At 69.5% G+C, this 14,280-nt stretch carries 10 protein-coding genes; 1 reads left to right on the top strand and 9 read right to left on the bottom strand.

What is annotated here, in order from left to right:
• Positions 1-132: 132 nt before the first annotated feature.
• Positions 133-1,098 (top strand): LysR family transcriptional regulator, encoded by a 966-nt coding sequence (locus tag BAU06_RS20865; RefSeq protein WP_066354825.1) that lies wholly within the window; start codon positions 133-135, stop codon positions 1,096-1,098.
• A 76-nt stretch (positions 1,099-1,174) separates the two neighbouring features.
• On the opposite strand, the gene pgl is transcribed toward BAU06_RS20865, so the two are convergent.
• The 9 genes from pgl to BAU06_RS20820 form a co-directional block, all read right to left on the bottom strand.
• Complete coding sequence (gene pgl / locus BAU06_RS20860; protein WP_066354822.1) at positions 1,175-1,897, bottom strand: 6-phosphogluconolactonase; 723 nt, start codon at positions 1,895-1,897, stop codon at positions 1,175-1,177.
• Positions 1,898-1,991: 94 nt separating this feature from the next.
• The gene (locus BAU06_RS20855) at positions 1,992-2,864 is read right to left on the bottom strand and encodes a Cof-type HAD-IIB family hydrolase (RefSeq protein WP_066359455.1); all 873 of its coding nucleotides are present in this window, start codon (positions 2,862-2,864) and stop codon (positions 1,992-1,994) included.
• Positions 2,846-4,393: a glucose-6-phosphate dehydrogenase gene (zwf, locus tag BAU06_RS20850; RefSeq protein WP_066354815.1), complete on the bottom strand. Its 1,548-nt coding sequence runs from the start codon at positions 4,391-4,393 to the stop codon at positions 2,846-2,848. Before zwf ends, BAU06_RS20855 begins: the two co-directional genes overlap by 19 nt.
• Positions 4,393-5,370 carry a phosphogluconate dehydrogenase (NAD(+)-dependent, decarboxylating) gene (gene gnd, locus BAU06_RS20845; protein WP_066354813.1) on the bottom strand — a complete coding sequence of 326 codons (978 nt, stop codon included), beginning with the start codon at positions 5,368-5,370 and terminating at the stop codon, positions 4,393-4,395. The genes zwf and gnd overlap by 1 nt, the downstream gene beginning before the upstream one ends.
• A 79-nt stretch (positions 5,371-5,449) precedes the next feature.
• Positions 5,450-8,293, bottom strand: a complete 2,844-nt coding sequence (locus BAU06_RS20840) for a bifunctional transaldolase/phosoglucose isomerase (RefSeq protein WP_066354811.1) — start codon at positions 8,291-8,293, stop codon at positions 5,450-5,452.
• Positions 8,290-10,389 (bottom strand): transketolase, encoded by a 2,100-nt coding sequence (gene tkt / locus BAU06_RS20835; protein ID WP_066354805.1) that lies wholly within the window; start codon positions 10,387-10,389, stop codon positions 8,290-8,292. Before tkt ends, BAU06_RS20840 begins: the two co-directional genes overlap by 4 nt.
• Positions 10,390-10,533: 144 nt before the next feature.
• Positions 10,534-11,259 (bottom strand): ROK family protein, encoded by a 726-nt coding sequence (locus tag BAU06_RS20830; RefSeq protein WP_066354797.1) that lies wholly within the window; start codon positions 11,257-11,259, stop codon positions 10,534-10,536.
• Between the two features lie 104 nt (positions 11,260-11,363).
• Positions 11,364-13,475: an acetate--CoA ligase family protein gene (locus BAU06_RS20825; RefSeq protein WP_066354791.1), complete on the bottom strand. Its 2,112-nt coding sequence runs from the start codon at positions 13,473-13,475 to the stop codon at positions 11,364-11,366.
• A gap of 3 nt (positions 13,476-13,478) precedes the next feature.
• Positions 13,479-14,270 carry an enoyl-CoA hydratase/isomerase family protein gene (locus BAU06_RS20820; protein WP_197509349.1) on the bottom strand — a complete coding sequence of 264 codons (792 nt, stop codon included), beginning with the start codon at positions 14,268-14,270 and terminating at the stop codon, positions 13,479-13,481.
• Positions 14,271-14,280 lie beyond the last annotated feature (10 nt).

Below are 14,280 nucleotides of genomic sequence, written 5' to 3'. Positions count from 1 at the left end.
ACCTGTAATGGCACGCGGTATCGCGCCAGGTCAGCTTAGGCGCGCGGGCAAGGCTTGCACAGCGCGTGGCGCGCAAGTTATCCCTGCATGCGGCGCCTGTCGGAATCCCGGGGGCCGTGCTAGATTTCCCGCATGCCGACCGAAGCCGACCTGAACCTGTTGCTGGCGTTGAACGCGCTGCTTTCCGAGGGCAGCGTCGCCAAGGCCGCGGAACGCCTCGGCCTGAGCGAGTCGGCGATGAGCCGGGCGTTGGCGCGGCTGCGCGCGGCCACCGCCGACCAGCTGCTCGTGCGGGCGGGGCGCGCCATGGTGCTGACCCCCCATGCCCTGGCATTGCGCGATCGCGTGACGGAACTGGTGCGGGAATCGCGTGCGGTGCTGCAGCCTGCCGGCGTGGACCTGGATCCCGCTACGCTCCGGAACCTGTTCACCATACGCGCCAACGATGGCTTCATCGAGGCTTACGCGCACCGCCTGGTAGCGCGCGTCGCCAGCGTAGCCCCGGGCGTCCGGCTGCGTTTCGCGCCCAAGCCGGACAAGGACGTCCGTCCACTCCGCGAAGGACTGCTCGATCTGGATATCGGCGTGCTGGGCGAGGCGGGCCCGGAGGTGCGTGTCCAGGCGCTGTTCCGCGACCGTTTCATCGCGGTCGTGCGCGAAGGCCATGCCTTGCTATCCGAGCCGGCGATCACGGCCGAGCGCTATGCCGCCTGCGGCCATGTGGTGACCTCCCGCCATGGCCGCACGGGCGGGCCGGTGGACGACGCGCTCGCGGCGATGGGACTGGCGCGCAATACCGCGGTCGTGGTGCCCAGCTTCAATACCGCCCTGTCGGTGGCGGCCGCGACCGATCTGGTCGCGTTGATCCCCGCCTCGTACTTCGAACACCTGCGGGAGCGCGGCACCTTGCGCGCGTTCCCGCTGCCGATGGCCACCGAGCCCATTACCGTGTCGCAGATGTGGCATCCGCGCCTGGACCGGGATCCCGCGCATCGCTGGCTGCGCGGGGTGGTGCTGGAGATATGCCGGCCCCCGGACGAGCGGCGCGAACAGGCCTCCGCCCGTGGCTGCCCGCCGGGATCGGCAACGCCGGCGTAGCGCGGGCTGGCGGTGGACGAGAATCGCGCTCGTCGGTCCTGGCGTTGAATGCTGGCGTGCGCGGGGCGCTTTTTTTTCAGGCGTCGCCGCCGGCGGCGTCGCGGTCCAGGTACCAGAGGAGTTCGCCCTGGGGGCGCACGCGGCCGGAGGGAACGTCCGGGTCGTGGGCGCGGGCGCGGCTGACCGCGGGGCGTTTCGCGGCGCCGGCGGCCAGGAAGACGACCGCGGCGGCGCTGTCCAGGGTGGGATAGGTAAGGGAGATGCGCGGTTCGGGCTTGATGCCGGTGACGGCGACGGTCCAGGCCTGCGTTTCGGATAGCTGGGGGGCGCCGGGAAAGAGCGAGGCGGTGTGGCCGTCGTCGCCGATGCCCAGCAGGTTGACGTCGAAGAGCGGACGGCCGGGTTCCAGGCGGTCGGCGCCGTAATAGTCGCGCAGGATGCCGGCGTAGCGGGCGGCAGCGGATTCGGGGGTACCGTCGACGGGGACGGGATGGACGTTCGCCGGCGGGATCGGGATGTGGTCGATCATGGCCTGTTTGACCATGCGGTAGTTGCTTTGCGGGTCGTCATGCGGCACGAAGCGTTCGTCGCCCCAGAACAGGTGGACGCGCGACCAGTCGATGCGTCCGGCGCGTTGCGGTTCGGCCAGCAGGGCGTAAAGCGGGCGGGGGGTGCTGCCGCCGGACAGCGCGAGGGCGAAGCGGCCCTCGCACGCGGCGATGCGCGATATCAGCCAGTCGGCAAGGTGTTCGACCAGGCTATCGGTGTCCGGGAAGATGCAGGCTTGTTCCTTGTTCATGTCTGGCTCCTGGGCGGTACGTGTACGCATCGGGGCGCGGTGCCGCGATGCGGCGGGATGGTCCATGGGTGGGTGCCGGGGCCGGTGATGGCGGCTACAGGGCGGGCAGGATGAAGCGGTGCACGGCGGCGGCAAGGCCGTCGTCGGCGTTGCTGGCGGTGGTGACCGTGGCCCGGGCGCGGACCTGCGCGGAGGCCTGTGCCATGGCGATGGAGAAGCCGGCGCGCTCGAACATGGGAACGTCGTTGTCGCCGTCGCCGATGACGGCGGTTTCGGCCAGGGGGATGCCCAGGTGGCGGGCCAGCGCCGCCACGGCGTCGCCCTTGTTGGCGCGCGCGTGGTTGACGTCCAGGTAGTAGACCTGCGAGCGCGATGCGTGGGCGTCCGGCGCGATGCGCGGGTTGATCTGTTGTTCCAGGTGGATCAGGCCCTGGGCGTCCGCGCTGGCGGCAACGATTTTGCCGATGCGGTCCAGGTAGGGTTCGAAGCTGTCGACCACCGTGCCGTCGTAGCCCAGGGTGTGCCGTTCCAGGGGGACGTAGGGACCGGCCGGATCCCGCAGCAGCCATTTGTCGTCGGCGAAGACCCAGGTTTCCACGGCGGGCGCGCCGGCGAAGAGGTCCAGGGCGATGCGCGCGTTGGCCGTCGAGAGGGGGTGGAATTCGATGGTGCGGCCGCCGGTGTCGACGATGGCACCGCCGTTGAAGGCGGCGGTGGGGGTGTCGATGTCCAGCATGCGGACCAGGGGCAGCATGCCGCGGGGCGGGCGGCTGCTGACCAGGGTAAAGGCCACGCCGGCCTCGCGCAGCGCGCGGATGGCGGCCAGCGTCGGGGCGCTGACCTGTTTGTCCGGGCGCACCAGCGTGCCGTCGACATCGGAGACGAGCAGGCGGATGGCGCGCTTCGCGTCCGGACGCTGGCCGGTACCCGGCGCGTTCCCGCCCGCGCCTAGTTCAAGCTGTGCCATGCGCGTCCGTCCCGGCGCAACAGCTCGTCGGCGGCATCGGGGCCGTGCGAGCCGGCGGCGTACAGGTGGACGTCCGTGCAGCCCTGCCAGGCATCCAGGAAGGGCTGGACCGCGCCCCAGCCGTTTTCGATGTTGTCGGCCCGCTGGAACAGGGTCTGGTCGCCGATCATGCAGTCGTAGAGCAGGGTTTCATAGCCCGTGGACGGCTGCATCTTGAAGAAGTCGGAATAGGCGAATCCCATCTGGATGTTGTCGATTTCCAGGGTGGTGCCGGGCCTTTTGGCCTGGAAGTCGAACCACATGCCTTCGTCCGGCTGGATCTGGATGATGAGGTAGTTGGGCCGCATCTGGTGCACGTGCGTGTCGCGGAAGGGCGACATCGGCGCGGGCTTGAAGCAGATGGCGATTTCGGTGTTGCGCACCGCCAGGCGCTTGCCCGTGCGCAGGTAGAAGGGCACGCCGGCCCAGCGCCAATTGTCCACCCACAGTTTCAGCGCGACATAGGTTTCCGTGCAGCTGTCCGGCGCGACGCGGTTTTCCTGGCGGTAGCCGGGCACGGGCGTGCCGCCGATTTCGCCCGCGGCGTACTGGCCGCGCACGGAATTGCGGCGGGCTTCGTCCGGGGATTGCGGCCGGATGGCGGCGATGACCTTGGCCTTTTCGCTGCGCACGGCGTCGGCGCCGAAGGCCGCGGGCGGCTCCATGGCCACCATGGCCAGCAGCTGGAAGAGGTGGTTGGGCACCATGTCGCGCAGCGCGCCGGTGCGCTCGTAGAAGTTGCCGCGCTGTTCCACGCCCACGGTTTCGGCCGCGGTGATCTGCACGTGATCCACGTAGTGGTTGTTCCAGAAGGCCTCGAACAGCCCGTTGGAGAAGCGGCTGACCAGGATGTTCTGCACCGTTTCCTTGCCCAGGTAGTGGTCGATGCGGTAGACCTGCCGCTCGTCCATTACCGCCAGGATGCCGGCGTTGAGCTGCTGCGCGGTCTTCAGGTCGGAGCCGAAGGGCTTTTCGACGACGACGCGGCGGAACTGGCCGTCGCCTTCCTGCAGCAGGCCGGCATGCGCCAGGCGGGTGATGACTTCGCAGAAAAAGCGCGGCGCGGTGGCCAGGTAGAAGATGGCGTTGCGCGTGCCGGAGGACTCGATGCGCTGCGCGATGGCCTGGTACGTGGCGTCGTCCAGGAAGTCGCCTTCCAGGTAGGTGATGCGCTGCGCCAGGCGGTCCCACAGCTGCGGGTCCAGGGCCGGCTCGGCGCCTTCGCCGCCGCCGCGCTTGGCGGCATTCTTGGCGGCGATTTCGTTCATGAAGTCGCCCAGCTTGCCGCGATATTCCTCGTCGCTGACTTTGTTGTGGTCCACGCCGACGATGCGCAGGGCATCGCCGACCAGGCCGTCGCGCGTCAGGTTGTACAGGGACGGCACCAGCAGGCGCTTGACCAGGTCCCCGTGGGCGCCGAACAGGAACAGGGTGGTGGGCGGCGCCATCTGCGACCGCGCGGAGCGGTTTGTCGATTGCGCGGCCGTCATCACTTTTTCTCCTCGACGTGCCCGCCAAAGCCGAAGCGCATGGCCGACAGCATTTTGTCGCCGAAGGTGGCGTCCTGGCGCGAGCGGAAGCGCGCGAACAGGGCGCTGGCCAGCACGGGGGCCGGCACCGCCTGTTCCACCGCGGCGTCTATCGTCCAGCGGCCCTCGCCGCTGTCCGCCACGTCGCCGGAGAAGCCGGCCAGCTTGGGATCCTTGGCCAGCGCGATGGCGGTCAGGTCCAGCAGCCACGAGGACACCACGCTGCCGCGGCGCCAGACTTCGGCGACGTCGGCGACTTCGATGTTCAGGCGCTGGTCTTCCGGCAGCTGGTCCGAACCCTTGGTCTTGAGGATGTCGAAGCCTTCGGCGTAGGCCTGCATGATGCCGTATTCGATGCCGTTATGGACCATCTTGACGAAGTGCCCGGCGCCGGCCGGGCCGGCGTGGATGTAGCCCTGTTCGGCGCGCGGGTCGCGTCCCTCGCGGCCCGGGGTGCGGGGGATGTCGCCCAGGCCGGGCGCCAGGCACGAGAAGATCGGGTCCAGGTGCCGCACGACGCGGTCCTCGCCGCCTATCATCATGCAGTAGCCGCGTTCCAGGCCCCAGATGCCGCCGGACGTGCCGACGTCCACGTATTCGATCTTGCGCGCGGCCAGCGCCTTGGCGCGGCGGATGTCGTCCTTGTACATCGTGTTGCCGCCGTCGATGATGATGTCGCCCGGGTCCATCAGCCCCGCCAGGGTTTCGATCATGTGCTCGGTGACGGCGCCCGCCGGCAGCATCACCCATACCGCGCGCGGCTTGGCCAGCTTGGCGATCAGGGCCTCTACGTTGTCGACGCCCGTGGCGCCTTCGGACTGCAATTCCTTTACCTTGTCCAGGCTGCGGTTGTACACGATGACTTCATGCTTGTTCCGCATCAGGCGGCGGGCGATGTTGGCGCCCATGCGCCCAAGTCCAATCAATCCGAGTTGCATGGCGATTTCTCCGCGATGAGGGGCCGGCGGGCTGCCATGCCGCGCCTGGCCCGGGGATGCAAGGGGCCTGCGGCCCCGGTCAGTTGGTCACCTGCTTGACGGCCTTGGCCAGGCGCGCCAGGCCGCTTTCCACGTCGCCGCCGCGGATATGCACGCGCAGGTAGCGCCGTCCGCGTTCGGCCAGGACCTGCAGGTCGCCCAGCGCCTGCGCCGCCTGCACGGTGCCGAAGCTGATCTTGCGGCCCGGCACGGACAAATCGTGCGCCGGATCGGCCGTGATCTGCAGGAAGACGCCGCTGTTCGGGCCGCCCTTGTAGGCTTGCCCGGTGGAATGCAGGAAGCGCGGGCCGAAGCCGCCCACCGTGGCGACCTTGCGGCGGTCGCGCACCGTGGCGCGCAGGCTGGCGATCTGCCGTTCGTGCGCGGCGTTGCGGGCGACATAGGCCAGCACGGCGGCGTAGTCGCCCTGGCCCAGCCGGGCCAGGTGGGCGCGCAGCACGCCTTCGGCGGTGCCGTCGGCGGCCAGCGAGGCATCGCCGTAGAAGGCCAGTTCGCCGTCTTCCGCGATGGGGGTTTCGGGCGGCAGCTTGCCGGTTTTCTCGTAGGCGTCGGTCAGCGCCCGGGTCTTGACCTTGCTGGCCTCCACGTCCGGCTGGTCGAAAGGATCGATGCCGATGATGGCGCCCGCCACGGCGGTGGCGACTTCCCAGCGGAAGAATTCCTGGCCGATGGCGGCCGGCCGGGGCAGCGTGATGCGGATGACGGGCTGGCCGGCGGCGGCCAGGGCCTGCACCTTGGCGTCCAGCTGGGTGGTGTCGTCCTCCGCGCAGCGCAGGTAGGCGAAGACGCGGTCCTGTCCGTAGACGTCCGGCGTGCCGATGGGCTCCAGGTCGACCGGGACGATGCCCTTGCCGTGCTTGCCGGTGGATTCGGCCAGCAGCTGCTCCAGCCACGATCCGATGCTGGCCACCGTGGGCGACGCGAAAACGGTGACCTTGTCGCGGCCGGCGCGCGCGGCTTCGCCCAGGATGGCGCCCAGGCGCACGCCCGGGTTGACCGAGGGCGGCGACGAGGGCCCGCAGGCGCGCACCATGGGCTGGGTGACGTCCATGAAGTGGGCGACGTTGTGCCCCATGACGCCCAGCGGCACCATGCCGAACACCGACAGGACGGAATAGCGGCCGCCGATGGCCGGATCGCCATGGAAGATGGCGCGATAGCCGGCCTGTTTGGCCGCGGCCTCCAGCTTGGAGCCGGGATCGGTGATGGCGACGAAATGCCTGCCGGCGTTTTCCTGCCCCACGGCGGCCACGGTGGCCGCATGGAAATAGGCATTGAGGATTTCGGGTTCCAGCGTGGAGCCGGATTTGCTCGAGACGATGAACAGGGTGCGGGCGATGTCGATGCCGCGCTCCACCGCGCAGATCTCGTCGGGATTGGTGGAGTCCAGCGCGTGCAGGGCCAGGCCCTGGCCGGATTCGCCCAGTGTCTGCGCCAGCACTTCCGGGCCCAGGCTGGAGCCGCCCATGCCCAGCAGCACGGCGTGCGTGTAGCGCTCGGCCTGCACGTCGCGCGCCAGGGCGGCGATGGCGTCGGCGTCGATCTGCCGGCCCTGGCCGGCGGCCAGCCAGCCCATCCAGCGGTCTTCCTGTTGTCCCGTCCACATGGAGGCGTCGTGCTGCCACAGGCGGCGCGCCCAGCCATCGGCGCGGGCGCGGTCCAGGCATTTGTCCACGGCCTCGGCCAGCGGCTTGGGCAGTTCATAGGCGACGCCGTTGATCTGTTCGCCCAGGTAGGTCAGGCGCTTGCCCGCCACCGCGCCCAGCAGCGCGTCGAAGGCATCGGAGAACTGGCGGGTGCCGTCTTCCACCAGCTCGCGCGTGACCGCATCCAGGTCCAGCCCCAGCTCGCGGGCGTCGTCCAGCTCGCGCCGCGCGGTGTCGATGTCGCGGGTCAGCGTGGGCTCGACCGTGCCGCCCTGGCGGAAGGCGTCCATGGTGCCGGTGGGCATGGTGTTGACCGTATCCGGGCCGATCAGTTCGTCCACGTACAGGGTGGCCGGATAGGCGGGATTCTTGGTGCCGGTGGAGGCCCACAGCAGCCGCTGCGGGTGCGCGCCTTTCTGCGCCAGCGCCTTCCAGCGGTCCTGGCCTATCAGCTCAAGATAGTCCTGGTAGGCCATCTTGGCGTTGGCGATGGCGATCCGGCCCTTCAGCGCGTTCAGGCGGGCGCTATCGGCGCCGGGCTGTTTCAGCGCGTCCTCGATTTTCTTGTCGATGCGGGTATCGATGCGGCTGACGAAGAAGCTGGCCACGCTGGCCAGGCGGTCCACCGGCTTGCCGGCCTGGGCGCGCGCTTGCAGGCCCTCGATGTAGGCGTCGGCGACGGCGCGGTAGGCCTCGCGCGAGAACAGCAGCGTGACGTTGACGTTGATGCCTTCCTCGATCAGCTGGCGTATCGCCGGCACGCCCTGCGGCGTGCCGGGAACCTTGATCATCAGGTTGGGCCGGTCCACCGCCTTCCACAGGCGGCGCGCCTCGGCCAGGGTGCCTTCGGTGTCGTAGGCCAGGTAGGGAGAGACCTCCAGGCTGACGTAGCCGTCCTTGCCGTTCAGGCGGTCATAGACCGGGCGCAGCGCGTCGGCGGCGGCCTGGATGTCGCGCACGGCCAGTTTTTCGTAGACTTCACCGGGCTCGGCGTCCGCCTGGTACAGGATGGCGTGCAGCTGTTCGTCGTAGGCTTCGCCGTGGCCCATCGCTTTTTCGAAGATGGACGGATTGGACGTGACGCCGGTCAGGCTGTCTTCGCGCACCAGTTTGTCCAGGCCGCCCTGCGCCAGGAAATCCCGGCTCAGGAAATCCAGCCATATGGCTTGTCCGGCCTCCGCCAGCCGGACCAGCGGGTTTTTCGTTGTCTGGTTCATTGCGTACTCCTTGAGTTTGTCACCTGCTCACGCGCGGCGCGAACCACATTGTCCACCGTGAATCCGAATTTCGCTTGCAGCTTGCCGATCGGGGCCGAGGCGCCGAAGGTGCGCATCACGATGGTGGCCCCCGTGGTGCCGACATAGCGGTCCCAGCCCAGGTAGCCGGCCTGCTCGACCGCCACCCGGGCGGTGACCGCGGGCGGCAGCACGCTGTCGCGATAGGCCTGGTCCTGCTCTTCGAAAAGGTCCCAGCTGGGCATGGAGACGACGCGCGCCGCGATGCCATCGGCCCGCAGCCGGTCATAGGCCTGCAGGCAAAGCGGGACTTCGCTGCCGGTGGCCATCAGGATGACTTGCGGCTGGTCCGGCGCGCAGTCCGCCAGCACATAGGCGCCGCGCGCCAGGCCCGAGGCCGGCGCGTATTTGCCGCGGTCCAGCGTGGGCAGCGGCTGGCGCGACAGCACCAGGGCGCTGGGGCGGTTGGTCTGCGTCAGGGCGACCTTCCAGGCTTCGACGGTTTCGTTGGCGTCGCAGGGGCGCAGCACGTGCATGCCCGGAATGCCGCGCAACTGCGCCAGCTGTTCCACCGGCTGGTGCGTGGGGCCGTCCTCGCCCAGGCCGATGGAGTCGTGGGTGAAGACGAAGACCACCGGCAATTCCATCAGCGCCGCCAGCCGGATCGGCGGCTTCATGTAGTCGCTGAAGATCAGGAAGGTGGCGGTATAGGGCCGCACGTGCGACAGCGCCATGCCGTTGGCGATAGCGCCCATGGCGTGCTCGCGCACGCCGAAATGCATGTTGCGGCCGCCGTAGCTGCCGCGCTGGAAACTGCCGGCGCCTTGGAAGGTCAGGTTGGTCTTGGTGGAGGGGGCCAGGTCCGCCGCCCCGCCCATCAGCAGGGGAATGTGTTTGGCGAAGGCGTTCAAGGCCTTGCCGCCGGATTCGCGCGTGGCCATGCCCTTGGCATCCGGGGGGAAGACGGGCGCCTCGCTGTCCCAGCCTTCCGGCAGCCGGCCCTGGCGCATGCGTTGCAGTTCTTCGTGCATCGCGGGGTCGTCGGCCTTGAGCCGGTCCATGGTCGCGGTCCATTGCGCATAGGCCGGCGCGCCGCGCGCGGCCAGGGCGTCGCGCAGCCGGTCGCGCACTTCGTCGGGCACCAGGAAATGCGCGTCCTCCGGCCAGCCATAGGCCTTCTTGGTCAGGCGGACTTCCTCTTCGCCCAGCGCTTCGCCGTGCGCCGCGGCGGTGTTGTGCTTGTGTGGCGAGCCGAAACCGATCACGCTGTCGACGACGATCAGCGTGGGCCGGTCGGTGGTGGCCTGGAACTGGCGCAGCGCGGCCGCCAGCGACATGCGGTCGTTGGCGTCGGTGACGTGCAGGGTGTTCCAGCCATAGGCCGCGAAGCGCGCGGCGACGTTCTCGGTAAAGGCCAGCTCGGTATGGCCTTCGATGCTGATGGTGTTGTTGTCGTAGATCCAGCACAGGTTGGACAGGCCCAGGTGGCCGGCGATGGACGCCGCTTCGCCGGAGACGCCTTCCATCATGTCGCCGTCGCCGCAGATCGCGTAGACGTTGTAGTCGAATACGGTGCGGCCCGGTCCGTTGAAGCGTTCGGCCAGGTGGCGCTGGGCGACGGCCATGCCGACGCTGTTGGCGCAGCCCTGGCCCAGCGGGCCGGTGGTGGTTTCCACGCCGGTGGTCATGCGGTATTCGGGATGCCCGGGCGTTTTGGAGTCGAGCTGGCGGAATTGCTTGATATCGTCCAGGCTGACAGCCGGCTTACCGCTGGGCTTGCCATCGGCGTCGATCTCGATGACGCCCGCCAGGTGCAGCAGCCCGTACAGCAGCATGGAGGCATGTCCCGCCGACAGGACGAAGCGGTCGCGGTTGGGCCAGTCGGGATGCGCGGGATCGTAGCGCAGGAAATCGTGCCAGAGCGTGTACGCGACGGGGGCCAGCGCCATGGGGGTGCCGGGATGGCCGGAGTTGGCCTTTTGCACCGCGTCCATGGCCAGCGTGCGCAGCGTGTCGATGCACAGCAGGTCCAGTCTTTCGTCGTTGTGCGCGGGATCGGGGGACGGGGGAGTGTTCATGAGACCTCTCTGTGGCAAAAACGCGGACAAACCGGCACAAGGAGCAATCGTCGTGCCCGCATGGCCGCCGGCGGGCCAGGGGCGTGGGGGCCGCGGCCGGGCAGGGCGCCCGGCCGCGGCGCGGCGGCGTCGGTCAGGGGCCGTTCATGAGCGTCCGCCCGGGGTCGCGCGCGCCTTGCGCCATAGGGCGGCGCCGCCCTCCAGGCCCGCGTCGTTGGAACCGATCACGATATGATCGTCCGCGGCCAGTTCCAGCCGCGCGGCATTGCCGCCGCCGATATAAATGCGGTCGGGCATGAATAGCATCTCGATCAATTCGAGCGCCCGCCTGACCCGCCGGTTCCATTGCTTTTTGCTTAGGGTTTTACGCTCTGCTTCGCCCAGGTATTCGTCGTAGGTCTTGTTCTTGTGTATGGGGTGATGGGCCAGCTCCATGTGGGGCATGAGGTCGCCGTCGCGAAACAGCGCGGTGCCCACGCCGGTGCCCAGCGTCACGACGAATTCCAGCCCGCGCCCGCTGACCAGCCCCAGGCCCTGCATATCGGCGTCGTTCAGCAAATGGGCGGGCTTGTTGCCGAAGGTCCGCGAAATGGCCTGGCGCAGCGGGAATCCGGCCCACAGCGAGGTATCCAGATTGGGCGCCGTCAGCACCTTGCCATCCCGCACCACGCCCGGAAAGCCGATGGAGATGCGGTCGAAGGCGGGCAGGTCCGCCGTCATGCGCTTGACGTTTTCCAGCAGGACCTTGGGCGGGCAGGGATGCGGGGTGGGCACGCGCACGCGCTCGGCCAGCATCTGGCCTTTTTCGTTGATGACGGCAGCCTTCAGGCCGGTGCCGCCGATGTCGATGGCCAGTATGCCGGGCTTCATGCGTCAGGCGCTCCTTATGCGATGAAGCTGCGCGGAAAATCGCGCAGCACCGCAGTAAGGTACACCAAGAGTTTGGCCGATGGTATCGGCCGGGGCCGGCGCCCTTATTTCAAAATCGCGACACCGTCGGCCGCGCGCACGCCGCGGCCTTCCTCCTGGACGAACAGCGGATTGATTTCGGCTTCCACCAGGCGGTCGCCCAGTTGCCCCGCCATCGCGGCGAAATTCAACACCGCGTCCTCCAGGGCCCGGACGTCGGCCTTGGGGCGGCCGCGATAGCCGTCCAGCAGGGGCCACGATTTGAGCGAACGCAGCATGTCGCGCACGGTGGCGCGGTCCACGGGCAGCAGGCTCAGCGCGGTGTCCTGGAACAGTTCGGCGGTGACGCCGCCCAGGCCCAGCAGCAGGGTGGGTCCCAGCTGCGGATCGCGATGCACGCCCACGATCATTTCCACCCCGGATGCCATCTCCTGCAACAGATAGCCTTCCGGCTCGATGCCGGTGCGCTCGCGCACGCGGGCGGCCATGGCCTCGATGGCCTCGCCGACGGCCTGCGGCGCCACGCCCACGGCGACGCCGCCCGCCTCGGTCTTGTGGGTGATGCGGCTGGACAGCACTTTCAGGACCACGGGGCGGTCGAAGGCCTGCGCCTCGCGACGGCCCTGGGCCGCGTCCGCCACCGTGCGCTCGCTTACCGAAGGAATGCCGTAGCGGGCGAACAGGGCGCGCGCCTGGGCTTCGTTCAGCGAGCCGGACGGCAGGTCGGCGGGGGCGCCCGACGCGCCGCCAGGCGTCGTGCCCGCCGGCGAGCCGGCCGTACCGGCATCGGCCGGGGCCGCGGCCGCGTCGGCGGACGCGCCGCGCACCAGCATGGCGGACAGTACCGGCGCGAAACTTTCCGGCGCCGTAAAGGCCGGCGCGCCGGCGCGGTTGACATTGGCCAGTACCGTCGGCGCATAGGGGCTGACGTAGGCCAGCACCGGCTTGTCGCTCTGGTCCAGCGAGGCGGCGATGGCGCCGGCCGCCAGGGTAGGCTGGGCCAGGGCGGAGGATCCCACCACCGTGATGACGGCGTCGTAATCCGGGCTGTCCAGCAGCGTGGCGATGGTGCTGCGCAGCAGATCCGGCTGCAGGCCGGCCAGGGTGACGTCGATCGGGTTGCGATCCAGCACGATCTGGTCGTTCTTTTGCAGGTCGCGCAGGCGCGCCGCGGTCCGGGGGCCGGGCGGCGGCGTCTCGAAGCCGGCCACGCCCAGGCTGTCGGCCACCAGGGTGCCGGCGCCGCCCGTGGAGGTCAGGATGGCGATGCGCTTGCCGCGCAGCCGCCGTCCGGTGGCCAGCGCGGCCGGGATATCGATCAGGTCGGCGAAGCTTTGCGCGCGGATGGCGCCCACCTGGCGGAACAGCGCGTCGTAGACGCGGTCCTCGCCCGCCAGGGCGCCGGTATGCGACGCCGCCGAACGCGCGCCCGACTCCGAACGGCCCACCTTGTAGACGACCACGGGCTTGCCGGCCCGCGCCGCCTTCAGGGCCGCGTGGCGGAATTTCTCCGGGTTGCGCAGGCCTTCCATGTACAGGGCGATCACGCGCGTGGCCGGGTCGTCGGCCAGGTGCTCGACGAAGTCCGCGGCTTCCAGGTCCACTTCATTGCCCGTGGACACCAGCTTGGAAAAGCCCAGCCCCGCGGCGGCCGCGCGCGAGAGCAGCGAGCCCAGGATGCCGCCGCTTTGCGACACCACGGCGATGCCGCCGCCTTGCAGGGATTCCATTTCCAGCGCGCCGCTGGCGCACAGCATGATGCGGTCGGTCAGGTTGACCAGGCCGATGGTGTTGGGGCCCAGCAGGCGCATGCCACCGGCCGCTTCCTTCAGCGCCTGCTGGCGGCGCGCCCCGGTCTCGCCGGTTTCGCTGAAGCCGCTGGCCAGCACGATGGCGGCCGGCGTGCCGCGCCGGCTCAGCGCGCCCACGGCCTCGATGGCGCGGTCGGGCGCCACCAGCACCAGGCCGACGTCGGGAACGCCCGGCAGGCTCTCGATGTCGGGATAGCAGGCCAGCCCCGCCACCTGCCCGGCGCGCGGATTGACCGGATAAATGGTGCCCGCGTAGCCGTGCTTCTGCAGATAGGCGATGGGCCGGCCGGCCGTCTTGGTGGCGTCCGCCGAGGCGCCGATGACGGCGATGCTGCGCGGGTGGAGCAGGGTGTCGATGGCGTCCATGGTTCAGCCCTTTTTGGCGGATTTGTCCAGGAAGGCCTGCACGGAGGCCTGGTGCTGTTCGGTGGTGTAGCAGATGGCCTGCGCCTGGCTGCCCATCTGGAAGACCTGTTCGGCGGTCAGTTCGAAGGTCTGGTTCAGGATGGTCTTGCTCAGCGCCAGCGCGGGGCCGGCGCCGGCGCCCAGCGCCCGGGCCCAGTCGGTGGCCTGCCGCAGCAGTTCGCCGGCCGGCGCCATGCGGTCGGCCATGCCCAGCGCGTGGGCTTCCTCGGCCGATACCGTGCGCCCGGTGTAGATCAGTTCCTTGGCGCGCTGCAGGCCCACCCGGCGCGGCAGGAAATACATGCCGCCGCCATCGGGAATCAGGCCGCGCAGGATATAGGTCATCGCGAAGGTGGCCGTGTCGGCGGCCATCACGAAATCGCAGCACAGGGCCAGGTCGCAGCCCAGGCCCGTCGCGGCGCCGTTGACGGCGGCGACGGTGGGCTTGGTCAGGTTGTGCAGCGCGGCCACGGCGTGGTGCGTGCGCTGCTGGCGGCTCCATCCATTGAAGGCGATCTGGCCGACCGGGGCCGCCATGCGTTCGCGCATGCCGCGGATATCGCCGCCGGCGCAGAAGGCCTTGCCGGCGCCCGTCAGCACCAGCGCCCGGATGGCGCTATCGCGCGTCACCTGGTCCAGCATGGCGATGAATTCCTGGCGCATGGCGTCGTCCAGGGCGTTGCGCACTTCCGGACGGTTCAGCGTGATGACGGCCACGCCGTCGTCGACCTGCATGTGTAGGGTGGGGTTCTGCATGGTTGCTCCA

It is taken from the genome of Bordetella bronchialis (assembly GCF_001676705.1).
Taxonomy (GTDB): domain Bacteria; phylum Pseudomonadota; class Gammaproteobacteria; order Burkholderiales; family Burkholderiaceae_B; genus Bordetella_C; species Bordetella_C bronchialis.
The sequence above is the reverse complement of the archived record's forward strand: the minus strand, read 5'-3'. Positions and strand labels throughout refer to the sequence as shown.

What these genes read in the sequence shown, in the direction of transcription:
- BAU06_RS20820 (WP_197509349.1), bottom strand. Translation starts at nt 14,270, where the DNA reads ATGCAGAACCCCACCCTACACATGCAGGTCGACGACGGCGTGGCCGTC.
- pgl (WP_066354822.1), bottom strand. Translation starts at nt 1,897, where the DNA reads ATGAACAAGGAACAAGCCTGCATCTTCCCGGACACCGATAGCCTGGTC.
- zwf (WP_066354815.1), bottom strand. Translation starts at nt 4,393, where the DNA reads ATGACGGCCGCGCAATCGACAAACCGCTCCGCGCGGTCGCAGATGGCG.
- tkt (WP_066354805.1), bottom strand. Translation starts at nt 10,389, where the DNA reads ATGAACACTCCCCCGTCCCCCGATCCCGCGCACAACGACGAAAGACTG.
- BAU06_RS20865 (WP_066354825.1), top strand. Translation starts at nt 133, where the DNA reads ATGCCGACCGAAGCCGACCTGAACCTGTTGCTGGCGTTGAACGCGCTG.
- BAU06_RS20855 (WP_066359455.1), bottom strand. Translation starts at nt 2,864, where the DNA reads ATGGCACAGCTTGAACTAGGCGCGGGCGGGAACGCGCCGGGTACCGGC.
- BAU06_RS20830 (WP_066354797.1), bottom strand. Translation starts at nt 11,259, where the DNA reads ATGAAGCCCGGCATACTGGCCATCGACATCGGCGGCACCGGCCTGAAG.
- BAU06_RS20840 (WP_066354811.1), bottom strand. Translation starts at nt 8,293, where the DNA reads ATGAACCAGACAACGAAAAACCCGCTGGTCCGGCTGGCGGAGGCCGGA.
- BAU06_RS20825 (WP_066354791.1), bottom strand. Translation starts at nt 13,475, where the DNA reads ATGGACGCCATCGACACCCTGCTCCACCCGCGCAGCATCGCCGTCATC.
- gnd (WP_066354813.1), bottom strand. Translation starts at nt 5,370, where the DNA reads ATGCAACTCGGATTGATTGGACTTGGGCGCATGGGCGCCAACATCGCC.